Genomic DNA, 19,290 nt, shown 5'->3' with positions numbered 1-19,290 from the left:
TTCATCTTCTCTCCCCGCCCTCAGACCATGGGCTGGCGGTAATCGGCGGCATAGCGCCCGGTGAGGCCGTGCTCGAGCTGGCGCTCGATATCGGTCAGGAGGCTCGAGGCGCCGAACCGGAACAGATGCGGCTCGAGCCAGGCCCGGCCCAGCTCCTCCTTCATCAGCGCCATGTAGGTGAGCGCGTCCTTTGCCCCCGATATGCCCCCTGCCGGCTTGTAGCCGATGGCAATGCCGGTCCTTTCGGCAAAGGCGCGGATCATCCGGATCATCACGAGCGAGGTCGCCAGATTGGCGTTGACCTTCTCCTTGCCCGTCGAGGTCTTGATGAAATCGGCCCCCGCCAGCATGCACACCAGCGAAGCCTTCGCCACATTGGTCAGCGTCGCCAGCTCCCCGGTGCCCAGAATGGTCTTGATGTGGGCCTCCCCGCACGCCTTGCGGAAGGCACGCACCTGATCGTAGAGCCCCTGCCAGTCCCCGCGCAGCACCATGCCGCGCTCGATGACCACGTCGATCTCTCTGGCGCCCTCGGCCACCGAAGCCTCGATCTCGGCCAGCTTGCTCGGCATCGGCGCGAGCCCGTGCGGAAAGGCCGTCGAGACCGCCGCCACCGGGATCCCCGTCCCCTCGAGCGCCCGCACCGCCGTGCCCACGAAGCTGTGATAGACGCAGACCGCCCCCGGATGGAGCACGAGATCCTCNGTCCCCGCGCAGCACCATGCCGCGCTCGATGACCACGTCGATCTCTCTGGCGCCCTCGGCCACCGAAGCCTCGATCTCGGCCAGCTTGCTCGGCATCGGCGCGAGCCCGTGCGGAAAGGCCGTCGAGACCGCCGCCACCGGGATCCCCGTCCCCTCGAGCGCCCGCACCGCCGTGCCCACGAAGCTGTGATAGACGCAGACCGCCCCCGGATGGAGCACGAGATCCTCAACCCCCAGCCCCGCCAGCACCTCGCGCCGCACCGGCTGGCGCGCCTTGGCGCAGAGCCGCTCCACCCGCCCCGGCGTATCGTCGGCATTGAGCGTCGTCAGGTCGATCAGACTGATCGCCTTCAAAAGCCACGCCAGCTGATGATCCTTCTTCACCCCCCGCCGCGAACCAATCGTCAAAGCCCGACGCTCAACCGCCGAACGGTTCACCAAAACCCCGCCAACCCAATCAAGATNGGCTGGCGCGCCTTGGCGCAGAGCCGCTCCACCCGCCCCGGCGTATCGTCGGCATTGAGCGTCGTCAGGTCGATCAGACTGATCGCCTTCAAAAGCCACGCCAGCTGATGATCCTTCTTCACCCCCCGCCGCGAACCAATCGTCAAAGCCCGACGCTCAACCGCCGAACGGTTCACCAAAACCCCGCCAACCCAATCAAGATCAAGCCCAAAACCAGGATTGCGGGGGTGTGTGACTTGCATCGCCCTGTGCGGGGTCATGTCCATCGGCAAAACTTCTCGCAGGGCCGCCCGCGGCGGCTGTCATGTTCGAGCGGCGACTATGCCGCCAAAACAATCCTGCGCGCAACAAAAAATGTTACGGAAATAACAATATCAGGGAAGCCCTCAGCAAAAGGCCTCGATCTCGCTGCGCGGGAACACCCCCCGCTCATTGACGAAGCCGTTGAAATCGGTGAGTTCGGCGAAGTGTGCAGGCTTCACCCGCCCGTATTTGCTGCTGTCGGCGAGCACATAGGCATTGGCGGCGTTCTTGAGGGCGGTCAGCTTTGCGGGCACCTCGTAGAAGTTCGAACAGCTGACGCCCAGCGTCCGGTGCACTCCGCCGGCCGAGATGAAGGCTTTGTTCAGCCGCACGCCCTCGATCACGCGCAGGCCTTCGGGGCCGGAGAAGGACGCCGACGCCCCGTGAAAGATGCCGCCGATCATGACGAGGCGAACCCCGGGGATCCGGCTCACGATCGCGGCGATGTTGAGGGCGTAGGTAACCACGGTGATCCCGAGATCAGGAGGGATGAGTGCGGCCAGGTGGGCCGTGGTGGAGCCGCAATCAAGAAAGATCGTATCCTCAAGGTCGATCATGCCTGCCGCGTGCCGGGAGGCGATGCGCTTGTCCCCGACATGGCTGGTTTCCTCGCTGTCGAGCGCATAATTCGTTGCCCCGTCCGCCTTGGCGACCACCTGTCCGCCGAGCACGGCCAGCCTGCCGCGGCTTTCCACCACGTCGCGCCTCACCGTCATTTCTGAAACGCCAAGGGTTTCGGCGATGCTCCTGATCGGCTGATGCCCGCTATTGGTCACCGTCGCGACGATTGCTTCGATCCGTTGCTGCGATTTCCGCGACATGTTTGTGGCTACCTGCTTTCAACTTTCAATGTCCTCCCCTCATCCCTGATTCCCGGGCTTTTGCTTGGGACAATAAGGGGTGCGGGTCAGGAAACAATCTCTGTGATGATTTTGTGACGATCGCAACGATTCATGCTTGACGGCTCACATTCTCCGCCGCAGTCTTCCATTCCGATGGAGGACCGCCATCCGACCCAAAGGAGTTTCCCGATGTTGAAGGCTACGCTGCTCGCCGCCACTGCACTGGTCATTCTGCCAACGCTCGCCATTGGCCAGGAACGCCTGCCCGTCTCGGGCAAGACCTGTGAGGAACTGACCGCGTTCTACGAAACCCTGCCGTTCACCGACCGCCTGCCGCTCGATGCGGGCCCGGTCGAGATCGACGGCGAAGTCCGTGATATCACGATCGGCTTCTCGCAGACGGCCTTCAACCATCCCTGGCGCGTCTCGATGCTGGAATCGCTGCAGGCCGAGGCCTGCCGCCACGAAAACGTGTCACTGATCGTGCTGGACGGCAATGTCGACGTCGCCAAGCAGAACAACGACATCCGCGACCTTATCGCGCGCGGTGTCGACGCGGTCGTGATGAGCCCGGTTGAATCGGCCGCCCTCGTGCCCGCAGCCCGCGCCGTGATGGCCGAGGGCCTGCCGCTCATCGTGCTCGACCGTGACGTTCCGACCGAAAAGACCCTCTTCATCGGCCAGAGCAACGTGACCATGGGCGAGCAGGTTGCCCGCCGCATGGTCGAGGATCTCGAAGGCTCGGGAAAGATCGTCGTGATCACCGGCCTGCAGGGCTCCTCGCCTGCAGTCGACCGCGATCGGGGCATGCGCAACGTCCTTGCCGATTATCCCGAGATCGAAGTGCTCGCCGTCGGCGATGGCCAGTGGATCCGCGAGCCTGCCGTGCCGATCATGGAGGATTTCCTCACCGCCTATCCTGAGATCGACGCGGTCTTTTCCCATGCCGAGGAATCCTCCTGGGGCGCGCAGCTCGCCATCTCCCGCGCAGGGCGCTGCGAGGACGGCATCCTGCACTACACCTTCGATGGCTCCAATGCCGGCTTCGAGGCCGTTGCCAACGGCACCTTCCAGGCCGATGGCAATTACACGCCCTTCATCGCCGATGTCGGCCTGCGCGCCGCGCTCTACCAGCTGATGGGCATGGAAATCCCCGAGGCCGCCGATTACGACCTGCCCGGCAAGACGCTCGTTCTGCCCGACTCGCCGGTCGTGACCCCGGAAAACGCTGCCGAATGGGCCGGTCTTGGCTGGGGCGATTTCGCGCCGACGCCGAACCCCTGCCGCTAAGCTCTTCGATGCGCCGGGCAGTCCCGGCGCATCCCCTCCCTCTCCCCGATGGGGCGGCCAGATCGTGACTGCGGGACCTTCTTGATGGACCAGACCGGAACGCCGATGCTGAGCGCGCGGGGGCTGACCAAGCGCTTCGCCGCGAACGTGGTGCTGGATGGCGTCGATTTCGACCTGCTGCCCGGCGAGGTCCACGCGATCGTGGGCGAAAATGGCGCCGGCAAGTCGACCTTCATCAAACTCCTCTCGGGCATCTATCAGCCCGATGGCGGCGAAATGCGGCTCGAGGGCGCCCCCGCGTCATTCCGGGGCCCGCAGGACTCCATGGGTCGCGGGGTCATTGTCATCCACCAGGAACTCTCTCTTGCGCCGCATCTGAGCGTCGAGGAGAACATCTTCCTTGGACATTTTCCGCGCCGGTTCGGTGTCATCGATCGGCGCCACATGCGGGAAGAGGCCACGCGGCTCCTGCAGCGCCTGCTCGTCGATATTCCGCCGGCCACCCGCGCTGGCGATCTTTCGATTGCCCAGCAGCAGATGGTCGAGATCGCCAAGGCGCTCTCCCATGATGCGCGGGTCCTCATCCTCGACGAGCCGACCGCCGTGCTCGACAGCGACCGCGCCGAGCTTCTCTTCAAGGTCATGGAGACGCTGAAGGCCGAGGGGATCGGCATCGTCTTCATTTCCCATCATCTGGAGGAAATTTTCCGGATCGCCGACCGGGTGACGGTCCTGCGCGACGGCAAGGTGACCGGTACGGCCGATGTGGCCGATGTCGACCAGGAATGGCTGGTCCGGCACATGGTGGGCCGGGGATTCTCCTTTGAACGCGTGGCGCAGGATCTTTCAGATCGCGAGACGGTGCTCGTATGCGAGGGGCTCGCGTCTCCCGGACGGTTCGCCGATGTCTCCTTCACCCTGGCGCGGGGCGAGATCCTCGGAATTGCCGGGCTCGTGGGCGCGGGGCGCTCCGAGATTGCGCGGGCGCTCGTCGGGACGCTTCCGGTTTCGAGCGGCAAGGTGACGCTGGAGGGCCGTGCCGCGCGGTTTTCCAACCCGCGAGCGGCGGCGCGGGCCGGGCTTTATTATCTAACCGAGGACCGGAAGGCCGAAGGCATCCTGCCCAACCGCCCGGTGCGCGAGAACGCGACCATCGCCAATCTCAAGGCCTTCCTCAGGAACGGCCTTCTGAGCCGGCGCGCGGAGAACCGGTTCATCGCCGACTATACCCGCCAGCTCGATATCCGCATGGCCGGCCCGGGCGTCGAGATCCGCAATCTCAGCGGCGGCAATCAGCAGAAGGTGCTGCTCGCCCGGGCGCTGTCGGTACGTCCCAAAGTGCTCGTGCTCGATGAGCCGACGCGCGGCGTCGACATCGGCGCCAAGCAGGAAATATACAGTTTTATCAGACAGTTGGTGGATGAGGGTATGTCGATCCTGCTGATCTCCTCGGAGATGGAGGAGATCCTCCGGCTCTCGGACCGCATCCTCGTCATGCGCCAGGGGCGGATCGCCGCCACACTCCAACACAGCGAGGCCGACGAGGCTTCGATCATGCGCGCGGCCGCTTTGGGCTAATTCCGGGAGACACCCATGAGATCTTTTTCCTTCAATGCGGGGGTCCTCGGCGAACTGCACAAGCGCGCCGGCGTGATCCTGGCGCTCGTGCTGCTCGTGGTGGTGGCCTCCTTTCTGTCGGACCGGTTCCTGACCGTCCCTAATCTCATGAACGTGCTTCGGCAGGTCTCGATCGTCGGGATCCTGGCGCTCGGGATGACCTTCGTGATCCTGACGGCCGGGATCGACCTTTCGGTTGGCTCGATCCTCGGGCTTTCGGTGGTGATCTTTGCGGGGTTCGTCGACCAGACCTCGGTGCCGCTCGCGATCGCGCTGGGGCTGGGTGCGGGCGTTTTAGTGGGCACTGTCAATGGGTTGGGGGTGGCGTATGCCGGTATCCCGCCCTTCATAATGACTCTTGGGACGCTGTCCTTCGCGCGCGGGCTCTCGTTCATCTATACCGGCGGCACGCCAGTCCCGATCCTCGACGAAGGCTTCTTCTTCATCGGCAACGGATCGCTGCTCGGGGTGCCTATCCCCTCGATAATTCTCATCGTTTCGCTCTTTGTGTGCGCGGCGGTGCTGACCTTCACCCCCTTTGGACGATCGATCTACGGGCTCGGTTCGAACGAGGACGCGGCGCGGCTCTCGGGGGTGCCGGTGAACCGCTACAAGGTTGCGGTGTATGCGATTTCCGGCTTTTTCGCCGGGCTTGCGGGGCTCGTCTATTCCTCCCAGCTCAGCATCGGGACTCCGATCGCGGGGCAGGGCTATGAGCTCGATGCGATCGCGGCCGTCGTCGTTGGCGGAACGTCGCTCTTTGGCGGAAAAGGCTCGGTATTCGGGACGTTTATCGGCACGCTGATCATCGGCATCCTCGCCAATATCCTCAATCTCAATGGCGTCGACCCCTTCGTGCAGCAGCTGTTCAAGGGCGCGCTGATCGTGACGGCCGTGTTCATCATGGGCCGTTCCATGCGCGCGCGATGAGGCACAAAGTTGAGTGAAATTTTACCGAAATTACAAAACTTGCTCACCGGCATGCGCGATGCCGTCGAGGGCAGCATCACGACCGACCTCGTGCGGACACTCCTTAAGGAGATTTCCGAGCGGCCCGCACCCTCATCGGCCGCGAGCGCGTTTCGCGGACCGGTGCTGCGCGACCTGCTGAAACGGACCGCTCCCGACATCGAAGGTCTCGAGCTGACACTCGATCTGGCCGGAACCGGCAGTGCCGCGATCCTGACCGGGACGGGGAGGACAAAGCCCCTCTGGTATCTCGCTCATCTCGATACGATCAGCTATCTCGTCCACCCCGAGGCGGGCGGGCGCTATCCGCTCGTGCCTTATTGCTACCATCTGATGGAGGACGGGCGCCGGCCCGGCAGCGCCTGGCGGTTCGACTTTGCCAAGGCCGACCATGTGATGGCGGCGCGCGGCGAGATCGTCTCGGAAGCGGGCAATGCGTTTTTCGTGCCGGCCGATCCCGCAACAAGGCTCGGGGCCGGCGACCGGGTGGTCTTCGACATCGACTATGAGGAGCAGCCGGACGGCACGTGCTTCGGGCATGTCGACAATGCCGGAGGCGTTGCGGCGCTGATGGCGGCGGCTCCGGTACTGGCTGGGCTCGGGATCGATGCGCTCCTCGCCTTCCCCGACGAGGAGGAAGGCCCGGCCGGATCGGGTAGCCAGACCATCGGACGGGGCGGCTCGCGCATCGCCCATGCGCTCGAAAAGCCCGAGCTCGCCATCGTCGTCGACGTGCAGCAGGGGGGCGGGGAGGCCGATGCCGACAGCCGCGGTGGCCCCGAGAACACGGTGCGGCTGGGGTCGGGCGCGGTGCTCTGCGAATTCTCGAGCCTCGGGCGTGGCTCTGTCACCCCGCCCCACCTTTATGCGCTGCTCCGCGAATTCGCCGCCATGGCCAATGGCGAGGGGGTGAAGGTGCAGATTTCGAACAATGCCTACACCTCGCGCAGCGACGACATTTCGGTGATGCTCCATACCCCGAACGTGGCGCTGCTCGGTTTTGCCGGGTTCAACCGCCATTGCGACCGGGGCCTGCCGCGGGCCAATATCCACGACATCACCGATCTCGCCAAATCGCTGGTCTATGCCGCCGCGCTCCGCCCGGTGTTCAACGACCTCAACCGGATGCTGCTGGACCGCTAGAATGACCGAGATCGCGACCGTCGGCTGGCTGACCCTCGACGACATCATCTTTGAAGACGGCACCATGCTGCGCGCCTCGGTGGGCGGGGGCGTGCTCTATTCGGCCGTGGGCGCCGCGCTCTGGGAGCGCGAGACGGGCATCCACGCGGTCTGTGGCGAGGAGAGCTGGGACCTCGTCGTCCCGCAGATCAGGGCCTTCGGCATTGATACGGCCGGCATCTCTCCGATTGCTGGACACGGGCTCGTCCTCTGGGTGCTGAACGAAAGCGAAGTGATCAAGCAGCAATTGCCCAAGCGCCACTCGACCCCCGTCGAGCGGCTCGATGCCGAGCGCCCGCTGCTGCCCCCGGCCTATCAGGAGATCAAGGGGCTGCATGTCGCCCCGCAAACGCCCTTCGGCTCGAAGCGGGCGGTGCGCGAAGGCCATGCCTCGCATCCCAACGCGGCGATCTCGGTCGATATCCTCGCCGATGATTTCATCGATGCGACCGATTATGCCGATTTCGCGTTTCTTCACGGCGCGCGCATCTTCTGCCCCAGCGAGATCGAGGTGCGCCGGATCTGGGCCCCCGACGACCTCGGCGCATGGGCCCGCGCGACGGCCGACCGGCTCGGCATCGCGATTGCGGTGAAGCTCGGCGAAAAAGGCACGCTGGTTGCCGATGGCGCCCGGCAAAAGCTCTTTCACGTGCCCATCTGCAAGGTCACGGCGATCGATACGACCGGCGCCGGCGACAGTTTCTGCGGCGGGCTGATGGCCGGCCTCGTCATGGGCGAGCGCCCCGAGATCGCCGCCGCGATGGGCGCGGTTTCGGCCTCCTATGTCGTCGAGGCCCATGGCGCACTCAACACCGCCCGCCCGGACAGGGCGGCACGCGAGGAGCGGCTTTCGGCCATCCTCAATTCCATCCAAGAGATCTGAACGGAGACATCATGAGCCTCATCAGCCGCGTCGGGCTGGCCGACATCTTTGCCGTCAAAAAGCCCCTGATCGGCAATGTGCACTGCCTGCCCTTTCCGGGCACCCCCGCCCATCGCGGCGAGAGCGTGAAGGCGATCATCGACCAGGCGGTGACGGACGCCATCGCCTATGCCGAAGGCGGCATGGACGGGCTCCTGATCGAGAACCATGGCGACATCCCCTTCCTCAAGCCCGCCGAGATCGGGCCCGAGACCGTGGCGGTGATGACGGCGATCGTTTCCGAGATCACAAGGCATGTCGATCTGCCCTTCGGCATCGATCTCCTCGCCAACTACCCCATGGGCGCGCTCGCCGTGGCCAAGGCGACCGGGGGCCGGTTCGTCCGCGCCAATCAGTGGGTCAACGCCTATGTCTCGAATGAAGGCTTCATGGAAGGCGAGAGCGCACGCATCCTGCGTTACAGGAAGATGATCGACGCCGCCGATATCGCCGTCTTTGCCGACGTGCACGTCAAGCACGGCTCGCATGCCGTGGTGGGCGACAAGGCGGTGTCCGAACAGGCGCGCGACGTCGAATTCTACAGCGCCGATGTCGCCATCGCGACGGGCAATCATACCGGCGATTCCATTCCGCCCGCCGAGATCGCCGAAATCCGCAAGGGCACGAGCCTTTCGGTGATCGGGGGCAGCGGGGTGACGGCAAAGAATGCCGGCGAACTGATGCCGCTGCTCGATGGCGCCATCGTCGGCTCGAGCCTCAAGCGCGACGGCGTCTGGTGGAACCCCGTGGAGCGCGACCGGGTGGAAGCGCTGGTGGGCGTGGTCAAGGGCCTGCGCTGATGACGCCGGGCGAGAAGCGGAAGGCGGCGTTTCGGGCGATGAGCCTCGAAAAGCGCTATCCGCGCATTCTCGCGCGCACGCTCGATGGGGTCGACGACCCCGGGATCATCGCGGAGATCGAGAGGCTCGGCCGGTTTCTTTTGGGCGCCGAGCCCTTTGCGGCAGCCGAGAACATCGCCGATCCGGCCTGGGCAGCGCTTCATGCCGCCCATGACGGGCGGCATGCTGACGAGATCGGCTTTCTCGAGCTCGAATATCTGGCCTTCGAGGGGATTTTGCGCGCCCATCGCTATGAGACGCGGCGGATCGACCCCTTTGCAGCCGACAAGGCGATGGACATCGGGGCGGGGCTCGCCCGCTGCGAGACGCTGTTTGAAAAGATCGGCAGCGTGCCCGAAGCGCTGCGCGCAAGCCTGCTGGGCAATGCGCACGACGCCTCGCAACTGGTGATCCAGACCGGCGGCATGCTGCTCGACCCCGAGGCGCTCGCATTGCCCGAGGGTGCGGAACGGATCGACATCATCTGCGACAATGCCGGGGAGGAATTCCTTGCCGATCTCGTGCTTGCGGGCGTGCTCCTGCGGGCCGGGGCCGAACGCGTGCGGCTTAACCTCAAGGCGATGCCCTGGTTCGTCTCGGACGTAACGTGTGCCGATGCCGAGGCGGTCTTTGCCGTGGCGGCGATGGGCGAGGGGCCGGCGGACGGGCTCTGCGCCACGCTTCTGGCTGCGCGGGAAGAGGGGCGGCTGGTGCTCGAGGCCGACCCGCTCTGGACGCGGCCGCTCGGGTTCACCGGCGGGCATCTGGCAGCGGCGCTGGGGCCGGATCGGGGCGCGGTGATCCTCAAGGGCGACCTCAACTATCGCCGTGCGGTGGATGATCTTTCAATCGACGTCTTCACGCCTTTTGCCGATCTCCCCGAGGGCCCGGACCGGCCGCTCCTTTCGCTGCGTAGCGTCAAATCCCATTGCTGGGTGGGGATGACCCGCGCGATCTGGCCCGAGGGCATCGACCCTGACGCTTTTCCCACCGACGGGACGGTGTTTATGGCCCAGGCGATCCCGGGACGGGGACGGGAGAGCGCCTGAGGCGATCACGACCGGTTAACCTCTGAGTGATCGCGGCCCCAGGGCGGAACCGCAGCGGCGCCGGCCTGTTGGTCTTTCCGAAACGGGACAACCGACAGGGCTTTTCGATGACACGGCGCAATCTTTTTATCCTCATCGGCATGGCGGTGCTGGTGCTTCTGATCGTCGGGGCGATCTTCACGACGATGAACCAGCAGCCGGGCGTGCCCGATGGCGGCAATACCGGCCAGGAATCGGTGGGCGAAGCGCCGGCCGGGCCGGCTGTGGACGACACGCTCGGCACCGAGATCGGCGGCGAGAGCCTGACCCCCGGCACCGCGACCGACATGGCCCCGACGACCGAGACCCCGACCAACGAGACGTCGCCGGCGCCCTGAGCGCAGGCAATGACGTTCAAGCAGGCAATTACGATCAACAAGAGCGGCCCGAGCCGCCGAGACGAAAGGATTTGAGATGACCCGATTTGCACGCACGCTGATGGCCGCAGGGCTCGGTGTTTCGCTTCTGAGCATGCCGGCGCTCGCCCAGCAGGTCGATCCGGCCATTCCCGAAGTTGCAGACGAAACCCCCGGCAGCGTCGATGTCGAAGCGTTCGTTGCCGAGACGCTTTCGGCCGGGACGCTGTCGCTGCGCGCATCCGAACTTGCCGTCGAGCGCGCGCAGAACGCGCGGGTGGCCGAGTTCGCCGGGCTTGAACTGCGCGAGCAGGTGAGCGTCGCGCAGGTGCTCTCGGCGACCGGCGAGGTCAACCAGGAAATGGGCGAAGCCCATGCCGAGCGCTTTGCCGCGCTCGAGGCGATGGCGGCGGGACCCGAATTCGACATGGCCTATGTCGAGGCGCAGATCGAGCTTCATCGGGAACTGCTCGGCATCCAGCAGACGCTTTCGGCGCGCACCGACCCGACGGTGGAGGTGATCGTCGCCAAGCTCTCCGAACAGGCGATCACGTCTCATATTGCGATGCTCGACTGGCTGCGCGAAGGGCTGGCCGAAGGGGCGCAACAGACCGCGCAGTAGGCGGCTTTCTGAGCCGAATTGAGACGGGGTTTCGGGACGGGGTCATGGCCCTGTTCCGGGACCCCGTCTCTTTTTTGTGCGCCGGGTCAGGGGCGGTGGGGGGTGGCCAAGCATCTGGGATGAGGGACGAAATCGGCGCTTGATAGTTAACGCGTGGTAAAGTGCGCATTCCGGGATTGCGCGATCTTGTCCCGTTTTCGACACATCTGTGGCGAGGCTGCCACACTGTATCGAAATCTTGGTGTTCGTCTTCATCTTCTCATTGATTGGAAAGGGGTTTCGACCACTCTCCGGGCGAGCGTCGCGCAATGGTTTCGGGACCGCGCGATTCGTCCAGCAGGGGTATTTGATGACATTTTCATTTCTACCGTTCGGCGCGCCGTCAGGTGGTCGCCGGCTTCGCATTGCCGTCGTTCCGGGGCTGACCGCCCTCTCGCTCGCCGCCTTCGGCGTGCCCTTCACCGCCCTCGTCCTGCCCTCGGAGGTTCTGGCGGCGTGTGCGCCCTCCGGAGCCAACTACCTCTGCATCGGTGAAGATACCGATGGGGTGGACATCGCGCCGAACGCCGACATGACGTTCAATGTCGGGCCGGACGATGAACGGATTGTGGTGAACAATGGTATCCGCATCATCGCCGAGGACGGTGAGACGCCGACCGACATCAAGTTCAACGTCGACAAATCTGACTCTGCAGAGATGGATGACCCCGTGGTCATCGAGAACATCGCCGGCCCGTCGAGCAACACGCCTCATGCCGTCGAGATCCGGACCGGAAATGGCGACGTAACGTTCCGCTCTGACGCCGGTACGCGTATCGGTACGGCCGGAGCCAATGACGTAGAGGGCGCGCCCAGCTGGGGCCCAGGCTACGAAGGTTATTCCACGCCGCGTTTCGACTTCGATTCAGAGACGCAGCAGAGCGTTCCGAACGGACGTTGGGACTATCGCGGTGGCGACGCGATCCATATCGAAACCTTGAATGGCAACGTGACCGTCGAGAACGGCTCGGACCTGTTCTCGGCCCTGCGCGGCATCTACGCCGACTCCGAGACCGGTAACATTGTCATCGATAATGACGGGATCGTTAAGAGCAATGCCGGTGGTATCGTGACCATCAGCGGTTCCGGCACGATCACGATTGACAACACTGCCGAGATCGACGCGGGGGCCGAGGGCATCTATGCCTATTCCGAGGGCGGGTCGATCACGATCAGCAATAGCGGTGGGATCGATTCGGGGATTGACGCGATCCACGCGGATGCTGCCGGGCTTGGCGCGGTTACGATCACCAATAGCGCTGACCTCGATGCGGGCTATGACGGCATCGCGGCCTACACGCAATTCGGCGCGATCGAGATCACCAATAGCGGTGAGATCGATGCCGGAGACGACGGCATCTACGCCCAGACCGATACCGGTGCGATCCTGATCGACAACAGCGGTGAAATCGATGCGGGCGACTACGGCATCTATGCCGAGACCGATACCGGTGCGATCACGATCGACAACAGCGCTGATATCGTGGCACGGGATGGCGACGGCATCTACGCCTTCTCCGGCTATGACGGCGATGAAGACGCCGAAGTTGAAGAAAATTCCGCCGGCGGGATGATCTCGATCACCAATGACGGGACAATCGCCAGCGCCAATAACGGCATTTATGCCGGGACCTATGGCGCCGATATCAGTGTCACCAATAACGGCACGATCGGCCTCGAGGGCGAAGACGGCATCATCCCGGAGCACGGCATCTACGCCGATGCCGAGGGCTATGACTACTTCGACGACAGCGACATCACCGACCCTGTATACGGCACGGCGCGTGGTGGCGACATCACCATCACCCATAATGGCGCGATCGTCGCATCCAATGCCGGCATCTATGCCACGACCAATGGCGCGCGCCGGGACGATGACGGCGAGATCGATGAGGACGACGATCCGTTTGACGAGGTAAATCGCCCGTCGATCAAGGTGATCACCTCCGCCGAAAGCTCGATTCGCACCGTCAACGACGGAGACGAAGACTACGAGGGATATGGCATCGAAATCGACGCCATCGGCCACGCGAATGTGACGCTGGATCTCGCAGGGTCGATCGATTCCGACGATGAAGGCGTCCAGGTCAATGCCGACTCGGGCGATGTCGAGCTCACGCTCCGTTCGACCGGTGTCCTATTGGCCCGCGACAACGGCATCGACATCGAAGGCGGCGAGAACGTCCTCGCAACGATCGACGGCCTTATCATCGCGGCGGACAGCGGCATCGAGATCTCCGGCGAACGCATCGACACCGTAGTCGTGAACGTCTCCGGCAACATTCTGGCCGGCGATCGCGGAATCGAGATCGAAGATGCAGTTATTGCGTCAGTTTCGATCGCGGAAGGCAGCCGCGTCGTCGGCAATCTGTCGAGCAACAATTATGCTGCAGTCAACGTCGAGGCGTTTGAAAGCGGCACCATCGTCAACCGCGGCACCATCGAAACGATGAACGATTCCGATACCAACGCGGTTTCGACCTATCTGTCTTCATCGGACCGTGCGGACGCGTCGGACTTTGCCGATGATGTCGTCGGTGGCTCTATTGCCGCCCGCGATTTCGGCGGACGGGCGCTGAACCTCGACGTTCATGGGGATGCAGAGGGTATCGTCAATTTCACGATCGACAACTTCGGCACGATCATCGGGCGGCTCGAATCCGAAGCGGGCAGCACCGTCGTCTTCAACAATCTGAGCGAGGATACCTGGGAATTCACCGGGGACTCCGAGTTCGATGGCACCAACGATGTGGTCAACAATGGCGGGACGCGCCTCGTCGATGACGAGTTCCTCGAGACCTTCCGCGGCCGCATCAAGAATGCGGTGAATGGCGAACTCGAAGAGGACAGCCAGTATCTGGGCCTCGAGACGTTCAACAATGCCTTTGGCACGCTGACCCTTCTGGATCAGGACGCGGGCGATACGTTCAGGCAGGACCGCGTCTTCATGAGCGGCGATTTCAACGGAGCGGATGCGGACGAGCCCGATCAGAAGAGCCTGATCCAACTCGATGCGTTCCTGGGCAATGCCGACACCACCGATGCCGACCAGGTCTTCATCGGCGGCACGGCCAGCGGACTGACGCTGGTGGAGCTCAATGACGTCAACCGCTTCGGCTTTGCCGGGCTGGTTGCAGACGGCATTCCGGTGATTGCGCTGGGGCAGTTGTGGAACGGTGAGTTCGAGACCAGCACTGCCGAGTTCCGGCTGGCCGATGGCCCGATCGTCAAGGGGCTTTACACCTTCGATCTCTTCAAGACCGAAAACAACTTCATGTGGCCTGCATTCGTTGACGGGGATGACGAGAGCGGTTTCGGCCCGCTCGCCATGGACAACTTCAACCCCGAGGACTACGAGACCCTCTGGGTGCTGGCGAGCTATGTGAACGAGAGCGTGCACAATCTCGCGGCCATCCCGCACATCGCGACCAACACCTGGCACGCGACGACCGAGGGCTGGCAGCAGCGCAGCGGCGACCTCCGCACCTATTTCAGCGGCGGCGCACCCCTCTCCTACGCCGACACCAATAGCGGCCGGATGGGGTATCAGAGCCAGGACAGCGGCATCTGGGGCCGGATCATCGGGTACAAGGGCGAGCGCAGCGACAGCTTCGACGTCGGCGTGCTCGACGTCACGATCGGGTTCGACGCAGGGTATTCCGAGACCTATATCGGTGGCGAAGCCGGCATCGACCGCGCCTTCCACACCGACATGGGCACGATCGTGCTGGGCGCGCTCGGCGGCTACGGCACCAATGACATCGCCTTCAACAATGGCGATGCGGCAACCCTGTCGGGCCCGAGCGTCGGGGCCTATGCAGACTGGCTGAGCGGCACGGGCAGCTATGTGAGCGCGCTCTTCAAGGCCGATTTCCTCACCCTCGACTATGCGCTCGCTTCCGACGGCGACCTCGATGCATCGACCAATGGCGTGACGCTCGGCGGCATGCTCGAGGCCGGTCACCGGTTCGACGCGGACGGGCTCTTCTTCGAGCCGGTGGCGAGCATCGCCTACGCCAACACGACCTTCGACGATTTCTCGATCGGCGATGACGTCGTCGGGCTCGAGGGCGAAAGCCTCAGGGCACGGGCCGGCGGCCGGATCGGCGCGACCATCGCGACCGAAGCGGCCATCATCTCGCCCTTCGTGTCGGCATTCGTGGGCAACGAGTTCCTGGGTTCGGCGAACGCCGATCTCTCGAGCACGACGCTTGCGGGCCGCACCGACGACTTCACCGGCATCTATGGCGAAGTGGGCGCGGGCATCAACATCGAAGGCATCGGCAACGGCTTCACCGCCTTCGCCAACGGCACCTACATCGTCTCGGAAGACTACGAGGCGGGCCGCGTGACGGGCGGGCTCCGCTCCAACTTCTAAGCCTTACGGCAGAGCTGAAAACGACGATCCCGGCTGGTCCACCAGCCGGGATTTTTTTGTCGTCCAAAGCCCGCCGGTCCCGCGCGCGGGAGGGACATGGAGCGCCTCCGGGCGGCCACAAAAAAATCATTGGCGAAGCAGGCCCGACCCCCTGTAGTCTCACCCCCAGACGAGCAACAGGCGGCCATGGACACCTCCAACATCAAGAGACACGCACGTCACAGCTGGCAGGAGCGCGTCCGCAATCTGGTTTGGCCGCGGATCGGGCTGCGTCGCTATCTGAGTTATCTGCAAAAGAAGATCCTGAGGCTCTCGGCCAGCCCCCATGCGGTGGCGGCGGGCTTCGCCTCGGGGGCGGCCGTCTCGATGACGCCCTTTCTGGGGTTTCACTTCTTTTTGGGGTTTCTGCTCGCCTGGATCGTGCGCGGCAACATGCTGGCGGCCGCCATCGGCACGGTGGTGGGCAACCCCTTCACCTTCCCGCTGATCTTTGCGGCGAGCTACCAGATCGGCTCGCGGATCCTGGGGCTCTTCGAAGCGCTGCCGAGCGAGCGCTTCGCCGAGCGGCAGGGCGAGCGGCTGCTTTCGGACGGTATTCTGTCGATCAATATCGACCAGTTCCTGCCGGTGCTCCGCGCCATGCTGGTGGGCGCGGTGCCGCTCGCCATCGTCACCTTCCTCGTGCTCTACTTCTCGATCAAGCCGCTGGTGACGCGCTTCCGCCTCGCCCGGCAGGCGCGGCTTGCAAGGCGGCGTGCCGAACGCGAGGCGCTGCGGCCCGACGGCGAGGCCTGAGCCCCCCGCGGCCCGAGGCGGGCCGGGGATCAGGGTTCGATGCCGTAGCGGCGCATCTTTTCCCAAAGCGTCGTGCGCGAAATGCCGAGCTTTTCGGCGGCGGCCTGCACCGCGCCCCCTGTCTGGCGCAGGGTTTCGACGATATGGGCGCGCTCGGCCCCCTCCCGCACGCTCGCAAGCGAAGCATCCTCGGCCGGGGCTGCGGGACGCCGCCCGAGCGCACGGTCGGGGAAGAGGTCGCCCACCCCGAGCACCGGGCCTTCGGCAAGCGCCACGGCACGCTCGGCCCGGTTGATCAGTTCGCGCACATTGCCCGGCCAGTCATGGGCGTTGGCGGCCTCGAGCGCATCGGGGCCGAGCTCGGGCGCCGCCTGTCCGAAGCGGCGGGCCGCGGCGGCGACGAAATGGGCGAGCAGCGGAGCGATCTCTTCGCGCCGCGCGCGGAGCGGGGGCAGGGGGCAGGCGAGCACATTGATGCGGAAATAGAGATCCTCCCGGAAGCGCCCGGCGGCGACCTCCGCCTCGAGATCGCGATTGGTGGCGAGCACGATGCGCGCCGCGCAATGGAGCGTCTCCCGCCCGCCGAGCCGCTGGAACTCGCGCTCCTGGATGAGACGGAGGAGCTTGACCTGCAGCGCCGGCTCGACCTCTCCGATCTCGTCGAGAAAGAGCGTGCCCTCGCCCGCCTGTTCGACGAACCCCACATGCCGGGCGACGGCGCTGGTGAAGGCGCCCTTCTCGTGCCCGAAAAGCGCCGAATCGAAAAGCTCGGCCTGGAGCGCCCCGCAATTGATCGCGATGAAGGGTTTTGCCGCGCGCGCCGAGGCGGCGTGAAGGAAGCGGGCGGCGACCTCCTTGCCGGTGCCGGTTTCGCCCAATAGGAGAACCGGCAGGTCGAGATCGGCCACCCGTTCGAGCGTGCGCCTTACCGCTTCGGTGCCCGGGGAAAGCCCGAACGTGGCGGCCGGCCGCGCGCCGCCGGCCTCGCCCTCGGGGGTGGTGCGCGGCACGATGGCGGCAACCCGCTCGACGAGCGCGTCGAGATCGAAGGGCTTGGCGAGATAGTCGCGCGCGCCCATGCGCACGAGCCGCACCGCCTGCTCGATGCCCCCGAACGCCGTCATGAAGATGGTGGGCACGATCCCGTAGCGGGCAAAGACCGCTGCCATCACCGTTTCGCCATCCCCATCGGGGAGGCGAATGTCGGAGAGGACGAGCTCCACCGGCGTGCGGGCGAGCGCGGCTTCCGCTTCGGCGGCCGAGCGCAGCCAGAGGACGGCATAGCCCTCGAGGAGGAAACGCTGCTCGAGCGAGCTGCCGAGGATGGAATCATCCTCGACGATGCCGATGAGGGGCCTGGTGCTCACGGGATCTCCCTTCGGTCGGGCGCGGCGGCGCCGGGCATGAGCGCGGTTCCCTCCGCCCCGGCATCGGCGCCGAGCGCGAGGATGACAGTGACGGTCGTGCCTTCGCCGCGATGGCTGCCGACATTGAGCCGGCCGCCGATGTCGTCGACGAGCGCCGAGATCATCCAGACCCCGAGCCCGCGCGACTGGGGCGCCTGCCCGCCTTCGGTGAGGAAGGCGCGGATGTCCTCGGGCAGGCCGGGGCCGGTGTCCGAGACGCTGAAGCGGACTTCGCCGGGCTCCAGCGCCACCTCGACCCCGACGCGCCCGCCCTCGGGGCTTGCATGGCAGGCATTGAGCAGGAGGTTGAGAAGGATCTGCCGGACGGCGTCGGCATCGACCCGCACCGCGATTTCGGGGGGCACCTGCCAGTCGATGGTGAGCTTCTTGCGCCGGGCTTCGGGCGCGATGAGGAGCCGCAGATCGAGGATGTCGTCGGCCCCGAGGATGGCGAGGCCGGAGCGGCGCCGATAGGTCGAGAGCGTGAGATCGGCGACGCGCTCGATCGAGCGCAGCCCCTTTTCGACGATGTCGAGGGTCTGTCCGCGCACGACCGGGTCGTCCCCGAAGCGTCGGAGCGTCGAGAGACCGTTGAGGATGCCGGCGAGCGGGTTGCGCACCTCGTGGGCGAGGCTCGCCGCGAGCCGGGCGAGGACCGCGTCGCGCTCGCCCTGGGCGAGGCGCTCGAGGATGCGCGAGCGGGCCTTCTCGCTTTCGCGGCGGATCGAGAGGGCCTCTTCGAGCTGCTGCACCTCGCGGCTGCCGGCGGTCTCGGCCCGCTGCATGGCCTCGTCCTCGGAGGCGAGGCGGCCGGCAAAGCCGATGAGCGGGCGGAGCGCGCGGCGGGTGAGGATGAAGGCGCCGAGCGCGGCAAGGAGCGCCGAGGCCAGATCGATCAGCGTCGCGCCGGTGGCGGCGGTCTGGTTGTCCTCGATCACCGGGCGCGCATCAAAGAGCGCCGAGATCGCAAAGACGTCCCCGCCGGTGCGGTAGATGCGGGTGAGGAGCCCGCGCGCATCATCATCGTCGAGGGTGAAGCCGAGCCCGCTCGGGGGGGTGGCGGTGGCCGCATCGAGCGCCCGGCGGAGGCGCGGATCGTCCGATCCGGCAGTCTGGCGGAGAGCCGGGGGCGTTTCCTCGGCGCTGTACCAGCGCACCGCGATCGCCTCTTCCTGGAGCGCGCTGCGATAGGCGAGGGCATGTTCGAGCACGTCCTCGACCGCCTCGGGGCCCTCCGCGATACGGCCAGCGACGAACCCTGCGAGTGCGTCGACGAAGACGATCGCCTTGTCCTCGAGGGCCTCGGCATTGCGCTGCTGCAGGACGACGAGGCCGAACTGGGTGACCGCGATCATCAGAACGAAGACGCCCGCCGCGATGGTCAGCGGCAGGGTCGTCGTCAGCGGCAGGCGCCGGCGGGTCTTGCTGGTCCGGTTGTCGAGCACGCGCGCCTTCGGGGTTCTCAGCGCGCG

At 65.3% G+C, this 19,290-nt stretch carries 15 protein-coding genes and 2 pseudogenes; 12 read left to right on the top strand and 5 right to left on the bottom strand.

Translation table 11 applies throughout. The features are described 5' to 3' along the window. Positions 1–20: 20 nt before the first annotated feature. Positions 21–683 (bottom strand): annotated as a pseudogene (gene deoC, locus EMQ25_RS17450) (deoxyribose-phosphate aldolase); the annotation flags it as partial. Positions 684–733: 50 nt separating this feature from the next. Between deoC and EMQ25_RS18565 the strand changes: the two are divergent. Continuing rightward, positions 734–895 (top strand): hypothetical protein, encoded by a 162-nt coding sequence (locus EMQ25_RS18565; protein ID WP_158626135.1) that lies wholly within the window; start codon positions 734–736, stop codon positions 893–895. Here the strand turns inward: EMQ25_RS18565 and EMQ25_RS18560 are convergent. Together EMQ25_RS18560 and EMQ25_RS17440 are read right to left on the bottom strand one after the other, a co-directional pair. Then, positions 883–1,436: pseudogene (locus tag EMQ25_RS18560) on the bottom strand (hypothetical protein); the annotation flags it as partial. The gene EMQ25_RS18565 and the pseudogene EMQ25_RS18560 sit on opposite strands and share 13 nt — an antisense overlap. Positions 1,437–1,556: 120 nt before the next feature. Then, entirely contained in the window at positions 1,557–2,294 is a 738-nt protein-coding gene (locus EMQ25_RS17440) for a DeoR/GlpR family DNA-binding transcription regulator (protein ID WP_127189890.1), read from the bottom strand. Positions 2,295–2,504: 210 nt separating this feature from the next. On the opposite strand from EMQ25_RS17440, the gene EMQ25_RS17435 reads away from it, so the two are divergent. The 11 genes from EMQ25_RS17435 (at position 2,505) to EMQ25_RS17385 (ending at position 16,412) form a co-directional block, all read left to right on the top strand. Next, a complete protein-coding gene (locus tag EMQ25_RS17435; protein ID WP_158626134.1) occupies positions 2,505–3,605 on the top strand; it encodes a substrate-binding domain-containing protein in 1,101 nt (366 codons plus the stop codon). A gap of 84 nt (positions 3,606–3,689) precedes the next feature. Next, a complete protein-coding gene (locus tag EMQ25_RS17430) occupies positions 3,690–5,183 on the top strand; it encodes a sugar ABC transporter ATP-binding protein (RefSeq protein WP_158626133.1) in 1,494 nt (497 codons plus the stop codon). A gap of 15 nt (positions 5,184–5,198) precedes the next feature. Further along, a complete protein-coding gene (locus EMQ25_RS17425; RefSeq protein WP_127189887.1) occupies positions 5,199–6,152 on the top strand; it encodes an ABC transporter permease in 954 nt (317 codons plus the stop codon). Between the two features lie 51 nt (positions 6,153–6,203). Further along, the gene (locus EMQ25_RS17420) at positions 6,204–7,334 is read left to right on the top strand and encodes a M20/M25/M40 family metallo-hydrolase (protein ID WP_127189886.1); all 1,131 of its coding nucleotides are present in this window, start codon (positions 6,204–6,206) and stop codon (positions 7,332–7,334) included. Between the two features lies 1 nt (position 7,335). Further along, positions 7,336–8,256 (top strand): carbohydrate kinase family protein, encoded by a 921-nt coding sequence (locus EMQ25_RS17415; RefSeq protein WP_158626132.1) that lies wholly within the window; start codon positions 7,336–7,338, stop codon positions 8,254–8,256. An 11-nt stretch (positions 8,257–8,267) separates the two neighbouring features. Next, the gene (locus EMQ25_RS17410) at positions 8,268–9,095 is read left to right on the top strand and encodes a BtpA/SgcQ family protein (protein ID WP_127189884.1); all 828 of its coding nucleotides are present in this window, start codon (positions 8,268–8,270) and stop codon (positions 9,093–9,095) included. Continuing rightward, on the top strand, positions 9,095–10,183 hold the full coding sequence (locus tag EMQ25_RS17405; RefSeq protein ID WP_127189883.1) for an ARMT1-like domain-containing protein: 1,089 nt from the start codon (positions 9,095–9,097) through the stop codon (positions 10,181–10,183). Before EMQ25_RS17410 ends, EMQ25_RS17405 begins: the two co-directional genes overlap by 1 nt. Positions 10,184–10,290: 107 nt before the next feature. Further along, entirely contained in the window at positions 10,291–10,560 is a 270-nt protein-coding gene (locus EMQ25_RS17400) for a hypothetical protein (protein ID WP_127189882.1), read from the top strand. A gap of 76 nt (positions 10,561–10,636) precedes the next feature. Next, complete coding sequence (locus tag EMQ25_RS17395) at positions 10,637–11,200, top strand: DUF4142 domain-containing protein (protein WP_127189881.1); 564 nt, start codon at positions 10,637–10,639, stop codon at positions 11,198–11,200. A 349-nt stretch (positions 11,201–11,549) separates the two neighbouring features. Next, a complete protein-coding gene (locus EMQ25_RS17390; protein WP_127189880.1) occupies positions 11,550–15,617 on the top strand; it encodes an autotransporter outer membrane beta-barrel domain-containing protein in 4,068 nt (1,355 codons plus the stop codon). A gap of 186 nt (positions 15,618–15,803) precedes the next feature. Then, positions 15,804–16,412 carry a DUF2062 domain-containing protein gene (locus EMQ25_RS17385; protein ID WP_127189879.1) on the top strand — a complete coding sequence of 203 codons (609 nt, stop codon included), beginning with the start codon at positions 15,804–15,806 and terminating at the stop codon, positions 16,410–16,412. A gap of 29 nt (positions 16,413–16,441) precedes the next feature. Here the strand turns inward: EMQ25_RS17385 and EMQ25_RS17380 are convergent, their stop codons facing one another. Both EMQ25_RS17380 and EMQ25_RS17375 read right to left on the bottom strand, forming a co-directional pair. Next, the gene (locus EMQ25_RS17380) at positions 16,442–17,779 is read right to left on the bottom strand and encodes a sigma-54-dependent transcriptional regulator (protein WP_127189878.1); all 1,338 of its coding nucleotides are present in this window, start codon (positions 17,777–17,779) and stop codon (positions 16,442–16,444) included. After that, the gene (locus tag EMQ25_RS17375) at positions 17,776–19,263 is read right to left on the bottom strand and encodes a sensor histidine kinase (protein WP_127189877.1); all 1,488 of its coding nucleotides are present in this window, start codon (positions 19,261–19,263) and stop codon (positions 17,776–17,778) included. The genes EMQ25_RS17380 and EMQ25_RS17375 overlap by 4 nt, the downstream gene beginning before the upstream one ends. Positions 19,264–19,290: the final 27 nt, after the last annotated feature.

It is taken from the genome of Arsenicitalea aurantiaca (assembly GCF_003994485.1).
GTDB classification, from domain to species: Bacteria; Pseudomonadota; Alphaproteobacteria; order Rhizobiales; family Devosiaceae; genus Arsenicitalea; species Arsenicitalea aurantiaca.
Note: the sequence above shows the minus strand (reverse complement) of the source record. Positions and strands in the feature narration are given on the sequence as shown.

Excerpts from the sequence above, each read along its gene's own strand:
- EMQ25_RS18565 (WP_158626135.1), top strand. The coding sequence starts at position 734 with ATGACCACGTCGATCTCTCTGGCGCCCTCGGCCACCGAAGCCTCGATC.
- EMQ25_RS17440 (WP_127189890.1), bottom strand. The coding sequence starts at position 2,294 with ATGTCGCGGAAATCGCAGCAACGGATCGAAGCAATCGTCGCGACGGTG.
- EMQ25_RS17435 (WP_158626134.1), top strand. The coding sequence starts at position 2,505 with ATGTTGAAGGCTACGCTGCTCGCCGCCACTGCACTGGTCATTCTGCCA.
- EMQ25_RS17430 (WP_158626133.1), top strand. The coding sequence starts at position 3,690 with ATGGACCAGACCGGAACGCCGATGCTGAGCGCGCGGGGGCTGACCAAG.
- EMQ25_RS17425 (WP_127189887.1), top strand. The coding sequence starts at position 5,199 with ATGAGATCTTTTTCCTTCAATGCGGGGGTCCTCGGCGAACTGCACAAG.
- EMQ25_RS17420 (WP_127189886.1), top strand. The coding sequence starts at position 6,204 with ATGCGCGATGCCGTCGAGGGCAGCATCACGACCGACCTCGTGCGGACA.
- EMQ25_RS17415 (WP_158626132.1), top strand. The coding sequence starts at position 7,336 with ATGACCGAGATCGCGACCGTCGGCTGGCTGACCCTCGACGACATCATC.
- EMQ25_RS17410 (WP_127189884.1), top strand. The coding sequence starts at position 8,268 with ATGAGCCTCATCAGCCGCGTCGGGCTGGCCGACATCTTTGCCGTCAAA.
- EMQ25_RS17405 (WP_127189883.1), top strand. The coding sequence starts at position 9,095 with ATGACGCCGGGCGAGAAGCGGAAGGCGGCGTTTCGGGCGATGAGCCTC.
- EMQ25_RS17400 (WP_127189882.1), top strand. The coding sequence starts at position 10,291 with ATGACACGGCGCAATCTTTTTATCCTCATCGGCATGGCGGTGCTGGTG.
- EMQ25_RS17395 (WP_127189881.1), top strand. The coding sequence starts at position 10,637 with ATGACCCGATTTGCACGCACGCTGATGGCCGCAGGGCTCGGTGTTTCG.
- EMQ25_RS17390 (WP_127189880.1), top strand. The coding sequence starts at position 11,550 with ATGACATTTTCATTTCTACCGTTCGGCGCGCCGTCAGGTGGTCGCCGG.
- EMQ25_RS17385 (WP_127189879.1), top strand. The coding sequence starts at position 15,804 with ATGGACACCTCCAACATCAAGAGACACGCACGTCACAGCTGGCAGGAG.